The sequence below is a fragment of the Photobacterium sp. DNB23_23_1 genome, from assembly GCF_052873815.1.
Genome location: NZ_JBNNXT010000043.1, coordinates 30,062 through 42,973 on the forward strand (window position 1 = coordinate 30,062; position 12,912 = coordinate 42,973).

At 50.5% G+C, this 12,912-nt stretch carries 12 protein-coding genes; 8 read left to right on the forward strand and 4 right to left on the reverse strand.

Features of this window, described 5'->3' with window-relative positions; genetic code table 11:
* Positions 1-77: 77 nt before the first annotated feature.
* Positions 78-734 (reverse strand): LysE family translocator, encoded by a 657-nt coding sequence (locus ACVA53_RS20605; protein ID WP_255041673.1) that lies wholly within the window; start codon positions 732-734, stop codon positions 78-80.
* Entirely contained in the window at positions 734-1,660 is a 927-nt protein-coding gene (gene rarD, locus ACVA53_RS20610; protein WP_373689548.1) for an EamA family transporter RarD, read from the reverse strand. The genes ACVA53_RS20605 and rarD overlap by 1 nt, the downstream gene beginning before the upstream one ends.
* Positions 1,661-1,903: 243 nt before the next feature.
* Here rarD and recQ point away from each other — a divergent pair, with 243 nt between their 5' ends.
* The 4 genes from recQ to ACVA53_RS20630 all read left to right on the forward strand — a co-directional run bounded on the left by recQ (position 1,904) and on the right by ACVA53_RS20630 (position 5,714).
* Complete coding sequence (recQ, locus tag ACVA53_RS20615) at positions 1,904-3,748, forward strand: ATP-dependent DNA helicase RecQ (protein ID WP_446506132.1); 1,845 nt, start codon at positions 1,904-1,906, stop codon at positions 3,746-3,748.
* A 311-nt stretch (positions 3,749-4,059) separates the two neighbouring features.
* Positions 4,060-4,365, forward strand: a complete 306-nt coding sequence (locus ACVA53_RS20620) for a DUF3630 family protein (RefSeq protein ID WP_446506133.1) — start codon at positions 4,060-4,062, stop codon at positions 4,363-4,365.
* A gap of 118 nt (positions 4,366-4,483) precedes the next feature.
* Positions 4,484-5,179 carry a 7-cyano-7-deazaguanine/7-aminomethyl-7-deazaguanine transporter gene (locus ACVA53_RS20625; protein WP_255041612.1) on the forward strand — a complete coding sequence of 232 codons (696 nt, stop codon included), beginning with the start codon at positions 4,484-4,486 and terminating at the stop codon, positions 5,177-5,179.
* A gap of 88 nt (positions 5,180-5,267) precedes the next feature.
* Entirely contained in the window at positions 5,268-5,714 is a 447-nt protein-coding gene (locus tag ACVA53_RS20630; RefSeq protein WP_446506134.1) for an N-acetyltransferase family protein, read from the forward strand.
* Between the two features lie 244 nt (positions 5,715-5,958).
* Here the strand turns inward: ACVA53_RS20630 and elbB are convergent, their stop codons facing one another.
* Positions 5,959-6,609 carry an isoprenoid biosynthesis glyoxalase ElbB gene (gene elbB / locus ACVA53_RS20635; protein ID WP_255041614.1) on the reverse strand — a complete coding sequence of 217 codons (651 nt, stop codon included), beginning with the start codon at positions 6,607-6,609 and terminating at the stop codon, positions 5,959-5,961.
* Positions 6,610-6,933: 324 nt separating this feature from the next.
* On the opposite strand from elbB, the gene polA reads away from it, so the two are divergent.
* Together polA and ACVA53_RS20645 are read left to right on the forward strand one after the other, a co-directional pair.
* Positions 6,934-9,705, forward strand: coding sequence for a DNA polymerase I (polA, locus tag ACVA53_RS20640; protein WP_255041615.1), 2,772 nt, complete (start codon positions 6,934-6,936; stop codon positions 9,703-9,705).
* A gap of 187 nt (positions 9,706-9,892) precedes the next feature.
* Positions 9,893-9,940, forward strand: a complete 48-nt coding sequence (locus ACVA53_RS20645; RefSeq protein ID WP_438616993.1) for a hypothetical protein — start codon at positions 9,893-9,895, stop codon at positions 9,938-9,940.
* Between the two features lie 725 nt (positions 9,941-10,665).
* Here the strand turns inward: ACVA53_RS20645 and yihA are convergent.
* Positions 10,666-11,322 carry a ribosome biogenesis GTP-binding protein YihA/YsxC gene (gene yihA, locus ACVA53_RS20650; RefSeq protein ID WP_255041616.1) on the reverse strand — a complete coding sequence of 219 codons (657 nt, stop codon included), beginning with the start codon at positions 11,320-11,322 and terminating at the stop codon, positions 10,666-10,668.
* Positions 11,323-11,480: 158 nt separating this feature from the next.
* Between yihA and ACVA53_RS20655 the strand changes: the two genes are divergently transcribed.
* Both ACVA53_RS20655 and ACVA53_RS20660 read left to right on the forward strand, forming a co-directional pair.
* Positions 11,481-12,098: a c-type cytochrome gene (locus ACVA53_RS20655; RefSeq protein WP_446506135.1), complete on the forward strand. Its 618-nt coding sequence runs from the start codon at positions 11,481-11,483 to the stop codon at positions 12,096-12,098.
* A gap of 220 nt (positions 12,099-12,318) precedes the next feature.
* A complete protein-coding gene (locus ACVA53_RS20660) occupies positions 12,319-12,555 on the forward strand; it encodes a hypothetical protein (protein WP_255041620.1) in 237 nt (78 codons plus the stop codon).
* The last annotated feature ends 357 nt before the right edge of the window (positions 12,556-12,912 follow it).

The window sequence follows — 12,912 nt, forward strand, 5'->3', positions numbered from 1 at the left end:
AAGTGGTGGTGTCTAACGGTTGACTGTTTTTTGTGCAGCGGGTCAACCTGTGTGAGGCACTCTAGTCGTCGCGTTGACTACGCGATAATGCTGATCAGGATCAGGCTACCGATAAGGGTGAACAAGGCGCCACAGGTGGCATCAATCCATGGTGTCCAGCGCTGCAGCTTTTGTTGTAGGCGAGCACCGGTCAATAGCCAGGCCAGCAGGGCAAACCACAGAAACGAGGTTCCCCACAACAAGCCGATTGCCGTCGCTTTGCCACCCAAAGACATACTGGCGGGCACCAAGGTTGATAATAAGCTGATAAAGAAAACCAGAGCTTTGGGGTTGAGGATATTGGTGGTAAAGCCCTTGGCCAGTGCTTGTTTACGGTTAGCAAGCACTTGCTTATCTTGTTTGGCTGTTTGTTGTTCTGCTGGCTGATAGCGCTGCTGGTAGTGTTGCCACGTGCCTTTGAGCGCGCCGATCCCAAGCCACAGCAGGTAACTGCCGCCAGCAGCTTGCAGCAGTGTAAATAACATAGGGTGCTGGTGGATGAGCAAACTCGCACCGGTCAGGCTGAGGATAGAATGGAGCAGGATCCCCAATGACAAGCCGAGGGCGATCATAATCCCGGTCTGGCGGCCGTAGCGGCCGGCATTTTGTACCACCAAGGCGAAGTCGGGCCCCGGACTCATCAGGGCGACGATATGGACAGTTACCAGAGTGGCGAGGGTGGTCATTTCATTGATCATGCTTGCTTAGCCTTGCTCTTTTGTTGTTTGCGGGTATTGCGATGGTGTCTCAGACCGTCTGAACTGAATAAGATCAGCGCCGCCCAGATAAAGGCAAAGGTATAGCCTTTATCGACAGTAAATTTTTCGTCATAGACAGTAATCGCCAACAGGAACATCAGGCTCGGGCCGATGTACTGGAAAAAGCCTAGCGTTGAGAGCTTGAGCTTGGTGGCTGCACCAGTAAAGCACAATAGTGGCACGGTGGTGACGATGCCGGCTGCCATTAGCAGCAGATTAGTGGTCATCGGGTTGACGGACCAGTCCGATGTTGGACTGGTGGCAAAAAGAAAGACGTAGCCGAGCGCCAGAGGCAACAACAAGCTGGTTTCCATAAACAGCCCCGTGGCCGCATCAAGGTTAACTTTTTTGCGCAGCAGGCCGTAGAGGCCGAAGCTAGCAGCTAATGCCAGTGCGATCCACGGTAATGAGCCGAACTGGATCAGTTGGACTGCCACACCAGTTGCTGCCAGTGCTACAGCAACCCATTGCAGCGGCCGTAGGCGCTCGCCGAGGAAAAGCATCCCGAGCAAGACATTGAGCAGTGGGTTGATGTAATACCCCAGGCTGGCATCGAGCATGTAGTTGTTGTTGACTGCCCAGATGAAAATCAGCCAATTTCCTCCGACCAGCAATGAGGTTGCCAGTAATAGCATGACCACTTTCGGTCGACCTAATACGGCCCGTACTTGCCCCCATCCCTTGCTAACCATCAATATCAGTGCAAGAAACACGAACGACCAGATCACCCGGTGGCTGAGGATCTCCATTGCACTTACATGCTGGAGGGACTTGAAATAGATCGGGGCGACACCCCACATGGTGTAGGCCGACAGGGCGAGGATGACGCCGCGCTGGGTCCGGGTATTTTGCGCTTCCATGATTACCTGAAAAGTTGGTGCCGAGCTGGCAGGAGAGAAATAAATATTCAGTTGTGTATGCAGGCGCAGTATAAATCGTGATCGATCCCAATACTATTGTCTTTTTCATCAGCAAACTCAGCCTCGGGCTACGGAAATGAATTGAACCAGGGGTGACTCCCATCGGCGATCTGAATGGTATAGAATAGCCAGCCTTGTCCATCTTCAGGTGCCCCGTGTCGGGTCACCCGCGCCAATGAGAACGTTATGCCAGCAAGCCAGCCGTGCAAGACCGAAAGCCCTATGACCTGTGAACAGGTGCTGCAGGATGTGTTCGGCTACCAGCAGTTCCGCGAGGGTCAGCAATCTGTTATCGAGGCGGCGGTGTCCGGGCAGGATTGTTTGGTGATCATGCCGACCGGTGGCGGCAAGTCGCTGTGCTACCAAATTCCGGCCTTGTTGCGTGATGGGTTGACACTGGTGGTGTCTCCCTTGATTTCCCTGATGAAAGATCAGGTGGACCAGCTTAAGGCCAACGGGGTGGCTGCCGCCTGTATAAATTCCACCATGTCGTGGGAAGAAGTACAGGGTACCTTTCAGGCGATGGAACAAGGCCAGATCAAGTTGGTTTATGTCTCGCCAGAGCGCCTGCTTGGCCGTGATTTCTCCGAGCGGCTGGCCAGCTTGCCATTGAGCATGGTTGCCGTGGATGAAGCGCACTGTATCTCGCAGTGGGGGCATGATTTTAGGCCGGAATACGCCGCTCTTGGCAGTATGCGTCAGGCATTTCCCGATGTACCAGTGATCGCCCTGACGGCAACAGCGGATGATACCACTCGGCAGGATATCATTGCCCGTTTGGCCCTACAGGCCCAGCATACCTATCTCGGCAGTTTCGACCGGCCGAATATCCGTTACACCCTGCAGGAAAAATACAAGCCGATGGCCCAGCTGACCCGCTATTTAGCTGGGGTGCGCGGCCAGTGCGGTATTATCTACTGCAATAGCCGCAAACGGGTGGAGCAGATCAGCGAAAAGTTAAATGAGAGTGGGATCCGTGCTGCTGGCTATCATGCCGGGATGGGTCATGACGAGCGAGCTTGGGTACAGGAAGCTTTCCAGCGTGATGATGTGCAAATTGTGGTGGCGACGGTGGCATTCGGCATGGGGATCAACAAGCCCAACGTCCGTTTCGTGGTTCATTATGATATCCCGCGTAACATTGAATCCTATTATCAGGAAACCGGACGGGCAGGCCGAGACGGCTTACCGGCTGAAGCGATCCTGTTTTACGACCCGTCAGATTTAGCCTGGCTACGGCGCTGCCTGGATGAGAAAGAAGACGGTGCCCAGAAGTTGGTGGAAAGCCACAAGCTCAATGCCATGGGAGCCTTTGCCGAGGCCCAAACCTGTCGGCGGCAGGTGTTGCTCAATTACTTTGGTGAAGCGCGGGAAGAACCTTGCGGTAACTGCGATGTGTGTCTCGACCCGCCCAAGCATTTTGATGCCTTGGAAGTGTCGCAAAAGGCACTTTCCTGTGTCTACCGGGTTAACCAAGGTTTCGGTATTACCCATGTGGTGGAAGTGCTGCGCGGCATGCAGAACCAGCGTATTCGTGAATATGGCCACGATAAACTGAGTACTTATGGTATTGGCCGCGAGCATAGCCATGAGTTTTGGGTCAGTATTTTACGCCAGCTGATCCACCGTGGTTTCCTGACCCAGAACATTGTCCGCAGTTCGATATTGCAGCTGACGGCCAAAGCTCGCGAAGTACTGCGCGGGGAAATCCCCCTTGAGCTGGCCGTGCCGAGGCTGGATATTGCTGCCCGCAGTGCCAAGAGCGACAAAATGGCCAACCGCCAGTACGACAAAAAGCTGTTCGCTAAACTACGTAAGCTACGCAAGGCCATTGCCGACGAAGAAGATTTGCCGCCGTACGTGGTATTCAATGATGCCAGTTTGATGGAGATGGCTGAGCGTTTGCCGACTTCGGCGGGTGAGCTGCTGTCGGTCAATGGTGTTGGCCACCGCAAGCTGGAAAAATACGGCAACGCCTTTTTGGGACTGATTGAAGATCACCTGACTGCAGGTGAAGAGGTCGGTTTCTGAACCGTTTTCTAAGTCGGTGGGTGTGAAACAGGCAAAAAAATACCGGACAATTTGCGCCCGGTATAAAATGCGTATTAGATACAAACAGGGGCTTGGCCCCAGCATGATCTGTTCGCTACAAAACAGCTTGCGTATTTGGTGAGAATGTTAAATTCACCGATTGCTTACCGGGTCTCCCCAATCAGCAACACTTTCATAAAACCATGAACCTCCCCCCCTTGGCTAGGGGCTAGTTATTGCTTGATACTCACAGAAACAATTGGTTACAGGAAATTTCCTGCAGCTAAGCATTGCTAAAAGGAATACGCGCTATGGCAATAAGTTCGCACTATTGGTGTCGACGGTTGGATACCGCAGCAAGACTGTTAGAGCTCGGCGGGCCTGAGTTCGACTATGATAGCTTTACCGAAGTGGCAGATATGTTGCTTCAGGGGCTGGGGATCACGGTTGTGGAAAAAGAGCTTAATGCAGACTTGCATGTATGGCTGGTGGACTTTGAAGGCTGCCGTTTGCTGCTGAAAGGTGAGCACTACAGTGGCCAGATGTGGCTAGAAGGGCTCGACAGTGAAGCACAAGAAACACTGTTATTCCTCGCTGGATTGTTGGGTGAGCGGTGATACTCTAGGCAAAGCGGTGGTTTGCTGTATAATCCCCGCCTTCGGTTGCTACTGGCGGTGTGAGAGCTGGCGGTAGTGTTTTGGGTTCCCTCTCCCCCAATGACAAAAAGGTCTGACAATGACGACTTCTCAATTTTTGCCTGTACAGCAGCGCAAGGCCCTTTCTTTTTTGGTGGTTTTCCACCTGTTGATCATCGCATCAAGTAACTATTTGGTTCAGCTTCCCTTTACAGTCATGGGATTGCATACCACATGGGGCGCCTTTACCTTTCCGTTTATCTTTCTTGCGACTGACTTGACGGTACGTATTTTCGGTGCGGCAATGGCAAGGCAAATTATTCTCAGGGTAATGATGCCAGCGCTGGTGATTTCCTATGTGCTGTCGGTTCTCTTCTATCAAGGGGAGTATCAGGGCCTAGGCCACCTCGCTGAGTTCAACTTGTTCGTTGCCCGGATTGCGATTGCTAGCTTTATGGCTTACCTGCTGGGGCAAATCATGGATGTGTCGGTGTTCAACCGGCTGCGCCAGACCAAGCAATGGTGGGTCGCCCCGAGTTGCTCGACCTTGTTCGGTAATGCCCTCGATACCTTAGCCTTCTTCGCTATTGCATTTTATAACAGCCCAGATGCATTCATGGCAGAGAACTGGGTCGAGATCGCTCTGGTGGATTATGGTTTTAAATTGCTGATCAGCCTTGGGTTGTTTGTGCCTATGTACGGGGTGTTGCTCAATTACCTGATTAACAAGCTGACGACCGTGCCGCCAGCCCGACAGAGCAGTGACAAGCAACCGCGCAGCACCTTGGGCGTCTAGCTTTCCCTTATCAGGGTTTCGCACCATAATAAGCACAGTTTAAGGCCAGCATTGCTGGCCTTATTCAGTTTGGTATATAGGAGGAATTATGCATATCCGTGAGGCCAGTATTGAAGAAGCCGTAACGGTGTTGGCCGCGATCACCGAGTTTGCTCGCCCCGCTACCGAAGACGAGCTAAAGCAGAGACTCCGTGTCCACCGGGCTTTGATTTTAGTGGCTGAGATAGATGGCGAATTGGCTGGGGTCAAGATCGGTTATCAGCTGTCGGAGGATTGTTTTTACAGCTGGCTGGGTGGCGTTGCACCAGCTGGACGCCGTAGTGGTGTGGCACAGGCCCTGCTCGAGGCCCAGGAGGCATGGGTACTGGCTCAAGGTTACCAGACGCTGAGAGTGAAATCCCGAAATCGGTTTCCAGCCATGTTGCGCTTATTGTTGAGAAATGGTTATCAAATCGAGCACTTAGAAAAGAAAGACGGTATTGAAGACTTCAGGTTGCATTTTGTCAAACAACTAAATGACAATAATTCTCAATAAAATGCTTGCATCTTAAATGAGAATGGTTATTATTAGCTTGCACTCAACGAGAAAGGTTTAAACCGGTTCTCATTGAAGGCACGACATTGCTCACATTGCTTCCAGTGTACTTTAGCTAGGGTGGGTTTTTAGTGTAGGGCTAAAAACGGCTATCCCTTCTGCTAAGCGGCAGCTACTTCCGGCTTCTAGCTGGAGAGTAGTGCCGCTTTTTCTTTATCTAGCGCTGATTGCCTGATCGGCGGCCTTAGGCGATCTTCACCAACTCCCTGACCAGCTTATTGATTCCTTCTGCGGCTTCAGACACGCTGCCCGCTAGCATATACGCAGGGGTCGTCAGCAGCCGGCGCTTCTGATCCAGGACGAAATCATCGACCGGGCATTTGATATGTTCACCGCCCATTTGGTTGAAAGCTTTTGACGTATCGGGATCCGTACCTATCGTCCCTTTGGCTCCCGGACCGTAGATCAGTGGGATCATTGCAGGTGCGATGCAAAGGTAACCGGCGGGTTTCTCTTCCTCGGCAAATTGCTGGCAGACCCGTTTGACCTCAGGGTGGATGGAGCACTCACTACCCTTGAAGGCAAAGTCTGACAGGTTTTTGGCTGCGCCAAAACCGCCGGGGAGCAGTAGAGCGTCATACTGGCTGGGATCCAACATGGCCAGATCATCGATTTGACCACGGGCGATCCGGGCTGCTTCGATCAGCACATTGCGTGTTTCCGCCATTTCTTCACCGGTCAGGTGGTTAATCACATGGTGCTGATCCATATTCGGGGCAAAGCAATGCCAACTCGCCCCTTCTTGTTCGATAGCCAGCAGGGAGAGGACGGCTTCATGGATTTCGGCACCGTCAAACACCCCTGAGCCGCTCAAAATAACTGCAATTTTCTTCATAATGGCTCCCTTTATCGTCAGATTTGTCTATTTTTACTCTCAGTTCATCTTATTTAAGAACGCACTGTTAACTTTTTCCACAATTAACGATCATTGCTGGATCGTGGATCAAATGAGCTATATAAGTCTAAGTTGTTGTATTTTATTTGTTTTATTTGTGTTTTTTTTGATTATTAAAAAATTGATCAACACTTAAAAATGAACTACCAACAAACTTATCCACAGATGTAGGGCCTTGATTGGAAAACAGCAGTTAACAGTTGATGGTAGTCATGGCATCCTAGGGTCCTCACTCTTTCATCCCCCGGATATAAGACTATCTTTATGGCAACTATCCCAGAAAATCCACTTATTCTGATTGATGGATCATCTTATCTTTATCGTGCCTACCATGCTGCGCCTAACTTCACTAATTCAGACGGTGAACCAACCGGTGCTGTCTACGGTGTGGTAAATATGCTGCGCAGTATGCTGCGCCAGTTTTCCACCGAGCACATTGCCGTCATCTTTGATGCGAAAGGAAAAACATTCCGAGATGATATGTATCCGGAATATAAGGCCAATCGTCCGCCGATGCCGGATGATTTGCGTAGCCAGATCGAACCCCTAAACGCCGTTATCAAGGCTATGGGCTTACCGCTGATTTCGATCCCCGGGGTTGAGGCCGACGACGTGATTGGTACCTTGGCCAGTCAGGCATCAAAAGCCGGTATGCCGGTCTTGATCAGTACCGGTGATAAAGATATGGCTCAACTGGTTGATCAGAACGTTACCCTGATCAACACCATGACGGATGTGGTGATGGATCCGGCCGGGGTTGTTGATAAGTTTGGTATCGGCCCTGAGTTGATCATCGACTACCTTGCCCTGATGGGAGACAAGGTCGATAACATTCCGGGAGTACCGGGCGTTGGTGAGAAGACGGCCAAGGCCTTGCTGACGGGGATCGGCGGTCTGGATGCGCTATATGCCAACCTCGATGATATCCCGCCATTGGGTTTCCGTGGTTCGAAAACCATGCCGAAAAAACTGCAGGACAACAAAGAGGCAGCATACCTGTCTTACGAGTTGGCAACCATCAAGCTGGATGTTGAGCTCGATGTGACGCCAGAGCAGTTGGTGAAAAGCACACCGGATACCGATGCGCTGACCAAGTTGTTTGGCCAGCTGCAGTTCCGTCGTTGGTTGTCCGAAATGCTCGACGGCAGTGACGGCCGTATTGTTGCCGATGAAAAAGCGGCATCGCCTGCGGCAGACAGTAAACCGGTGGCACCGGTAATAGACCGCAGTGGTTATGAAACCGTATTGGATGAAGCGGCGTTTAATCAGTGGCTGGAAACACTGAACTCTGCTGACGTTGTTGCGTTTGATACTGAAACCGACGGCCTCGATTACATGACGGCAAACTTAGTGGGTGTGTCGTTCGCGGTCGAAGAAGGCAAAGCGGCTTATGTGCCGGTTGCCCATGACTACCTTGATGCGCCAACCCAGCTGGACCGTGACTGGGTGTTGGCTCAGCTTAAGCCATTGCTGGAAGACCCCGAGCGTGCCAAGGTGGGCCAGAACCTCAAGTTCGATGCCAGTATTCTTGCCCGCTATGGTATTGACATGCAGGGGATCCGTTTTGACACCATGCTGGAGTCTTACGTATTCAACAGTGTGGTTGGCCGTCATGACATGGATAGCCTGTCGCTGCGCTACCTTGAGCACAAAGCCATTAGTTTTGAAGACATTGCCGGCAAGGGTAAGAAACAGCTGACTTTCAATCAGATTGATTTGGAGCAAGCCGGCCCTTATGCGGCAGAAGATGCCGATATTACCCTTCGCCTGCATAACCTGCTGGTTGAAAAAGTGAATGCCGATGAAAAACTCAAGTCGGTGTTTGAAGACATTGAAATGCCATTGGTACCGGTATTGTCGCGTATCGAGCGTACTGGTGTGCTGATTGATAGCATGCAGCTTGGCGCACAGTCTACCGAGATCGCCGTCCGTCTTGATGAGCTGGAGAAGCAGGCTTACGAGATCGCAGGTGATGAGTTTAACTTGAGCTCGCCAAAGCAGTTGCAGGCTATTCTGTTTGAAAAGATGGGTCTACCGGTGCTGAAGAAAACGCCTTCTGGTACGCCTTCGACCAATGAAGAAGTGCTGCAGGAGCTGGCATTGGATTACCCACTGCCTAAGCTGATCTTGGAATACCGTAGCCTAGCTAAGCTGAAGTCGACCTATACCGACAAGTTGCCGAAGATGGTGAACCCGGCAACAGGCCGCGTCCATACTTCCTACCATCAGGCCGTGACCGCGACGGGGCGTTTGTCATCGAGTGATCCAAACTTGCAGAACATCCCGGTACGTAATGAGGAAGGGCGCCGTATTCGCCAGGCCTTCATTGCACCAACAGGCTACAAAGTACTGGCGGTCGACTACTCGCAAATCGAATTGCGTATTATGGCCCACCTGTCGGGTGATCAGGCCCTGTTGGATGCCTTCCGGCAGGGCAAGGATATCCATGCCGCGACGGCTGCTGAGATCTTGGGGATCCCGCTGGAGTCGGTATCTACCGAGCAACGCCGCCGCGCTAAGGCGATCAACTTCGGCTTGATCTATGGTATGAGCGCATTTGGTCTGGCTAAGCAGCTGGATATGGGGCGTAACGAAGCTCAGGAATATATGAATGTGTATTTCGAGCGATACCCAGGTGTGCTCGAATATATGGAGAGCACCCGCAATCAAGCCAGTGAACAAGGGTACGTGGAAACCTTGTTCGGGCGTCGTTTGCACCTGCCTGATATCAAGTCGCGCAACGGTATGCGCCGCAAAGCGGCTGAGCGTGCAGCGATCAACGCCCCTATGCAGGGAACTGCCGCTGATATTATCAAACGTGCGATGGTGTTAGTGGATGAGTGGGTTGGCCAGCAGCCTGAAGGCCAAGTACGTTTGCTAATGCAAGTACATGACGAACTTGTATTTGAAGTACAAGAGTCGGAGGTCGAAAGCGTATCTGTTGAAGTTCGCCGCCTGATGGAAATGGCGGCTGAACTGGCTGTCCCGCTGATTGCAGACGCCGGTATTGGTGATAACTGGGACCAGGCGCACTAAATTAGCCCGAGAGCTTATAATGGTATGAAAATAGCCAGCATTGCTGGCTATTTTTTTGCTTAAATTATTCGTTCAGTGAGTTACGAATGTTAGAAACTACTTACGAAATCCTGAAAAAAAACTACAAAAATACTTTTCAATACTGAGCAATTGATATACAGTTATAGGCGTAGGGTACAGAGGTAAGATGTTCTATCTTTCAGACCTTTTGTTTCACGTTATTGGATTTGGCTGATTCAGCCGCCCTGGTCATTTGGCCAGGGCGTTTTTTATTGTGGCGCCAAAAATTCCATCCCTCCGAATTATCCCGTTTACATTTTGACCATCTTGGCACTGATTTGTTGCCATCTCATCTCGTTAGATAGCGAATAACTTACTGGAAGGTTATGTTTCCAGCGTTTACTGTGTATACCGTAATCCTTCGTTACTCATTTTTAGAGTAATTACTTTAATTTTGTTTTTCAGAGCGCTATACTCTTGTTTGCTTCTTGTTCATATTTGTTTTCGGTAGTGGGCTCCAAGCCGGCTAGCCAACAAATACATGAAATAGCCATCCTGGATTTGGGGTGGCTTTTTTTTATCCGGCCAATCATAAAACTGTAATTTTATTCCACTTTGGGATGTCTTTAATGGACTGCAGTACGCTTTATTTTTAATAAAAAACAACTTCACCCACTATTAGTCGCCAACAGCTTAAAACTGGTGGTTATCCTCTGGAACCTAAGATGTAACCTGTGGTTAAGTGTTGCCGGATACACAATTATGGGAGAAAAAACTTGCGTTGGTGGGGGAAATCACTGATGCTTTCTGGACAAATATAATAACCTCCTATTTCTCTCCCATTGCCCCGCCTTGCTGGTGGGGTATTTTTATGCCTGTGTCCCGTGATATTTGTGCCGCGTCCGTAGGCAAAAAAAAGCTCCCAGGCGGGAGCTTTATTTAGTGTTGATTTGTAAGTCGTTACTCTTTGTCTTGCGCTTCGTCTTCTTCGAGCATCGCCAGTTGTCGCTCTAGCTCAGGGGCAAACCATTCATCCAATTTACGGCGGACCTGATCTACGCCGATCCCCTTGAGTGACGAGAAGGCTTCGACCTGTACATCGCCACCGAATGTCTTGACGCTGTCGCGTACCTTCATCAGTTGCTGTTTACGAGCACCGCTCTTTAACTTGTCAGCCTTGGTGAGTAGAACCAACACTGGCAGGCGGCTTTCGATCGCCCACATGATCATCTGTTGATCAAGATCCTTAAGCGGGTGGCGGATGTCCATCAGCACGACTAGGCCCTGCAGGCACTCGCGCTTTTGCAGGTATTCACCCAGTGACTCCTGCCACTTTAACTTCATTTCCAGCGGAACCTGGGCGTAGCCATATCCCGGAAGGTCAATCAAGTTACAGCCGGGGATCACCTCGAACATGTTGATTAATTGGGTACGTCCGGGGGTTTTAGAAGTGCGGGCGAGGCTCTTTTGGTCGGTGATGCGGTTTAGTGCACTCGACTTACCTGCATTGGAGCGGCCAGCAAATGCGATCTCAACGCCTGTGTCGTTCGGCAAGTGTCGGATTGTAGGTGCACTTGTGATAAATCCTGTGTTTCTATAGTTGAGAGGTTGATTCACTGTTAACTCCGTCAAGTCTTGATGTAGTCGACTGATTACTTTTATGTGAAATTGTGTAAAATGTATGAAAACCGAGCTCGGTTAGTGGTCGCATTGTATACCATGTCACTGAGCATTACTTGTGGTACTGGAAGCTCTATAATTATAAACGGAATGTCATGAAGAAATTAGCACTGATATTGACTCTGCTGGCCAGTTGCTTTGCCTGGGCCCAGGGAGATGCAGAAGCCGGAAAGGCAAAAGCCGCAACATGTGCCGCCTGCCATGGTGCAGATGGTAATGGGATAATGGCTCAATACCCGAAAATTGCCGGTCAGCACCAGGGTTACTTGGAAAAGCAGCTCAAAGATTTCAAACTTGCTATGAGCACCGGTGGTGCCCAAGGCCGTAACGATCCTGTGATGGGCGGTATGGCCATGCCACTGACCGAACAGGATATGGCTGATTTGGCTGCCTTCTATGCCTCACTACCTATCTCAGATAACACCACTGCCGAGTCGTCGATTGAACTTGGCCAGGCGCTCTACCGGTTTGGTGATGCCGAGCGCGGCGTGACCGCATGTACGGCTTGTCACGGCCCTCGGGGTAATGGGACCAGCCTGTCTGGTTTTCCTAAGATCTCCGGCCAGAATGGTGAATACGTCAAGTTACAGCTTGAGAAATTCCGCGACGGTCAGCGTGGCAATGATATGAATGCCATGATGCGTGCGGTGGCCGCGAAGCTGACGGACGACGAAATTACCGCTTTGTCGCAGTACGTCGGCGGTTTGCACTAAATTTCCATTCAGCCAGACTTCCAGTGGTGGTGAAAAAGAGGCAGCGTCGGCTGCCTTTTTTATTGCATAGAGAGTGGCTACATCTGCAAGAAAATAACAGCTTTATTGAGGCAAAACGCAAATGGCTTGGGGGCTTGTGAGAGATCGGCTATTTGTATCGGTAGATGTTGATGAAGTTGTTAATAGTTTTTGCCTTAAAAGCAAGATATAACAGAACCTTGTGATTGCTGAAATAAAGTTACAACCAAGTCGCCGGTGTTGGTACATTGCTTCAAGCCTAGATTGGCGTAAAGTATCCCTTGTCGACAGGGAGTTGGCACCGGAACGGAAAGCGCCAATGACGGCATGGGCAGGGCGCTCGAAGGAATACAGGATGTCCGGCAAGGAGCTGGGTAGGCCGCAAGATGTGGTAAGGATTGTCAGGAAAGACACTTACGGAAAAGAAAACACAACATAGGAATCAGCATTCTAGGGATGGGGTGCACACACGGATGGTGAACTGGTTGCCAGATGGCAACATGCTGATGGAAGCAGCCGGTTAAGGATAGCCGTTTAAACAGGGATAATTGTTCAAGGACGGAAAAAACACATCAGGATGATGAAGAACAACACGTTGGCATGGAAGCACCAATAACAAAGGATATTGTCAAACCGGGATGTTATATAACTGGTTACGGACAGACTCGACAGGATATAGCCAGCAATGGCGACCCTACATAGCGACAGGTTGAATAACCTGTCGCTTTTTCTTTTCAGACACTTACCTCCCTCCTACCTTAGTAGTGCACATTTCTCCATCAAATCTGCTATGATA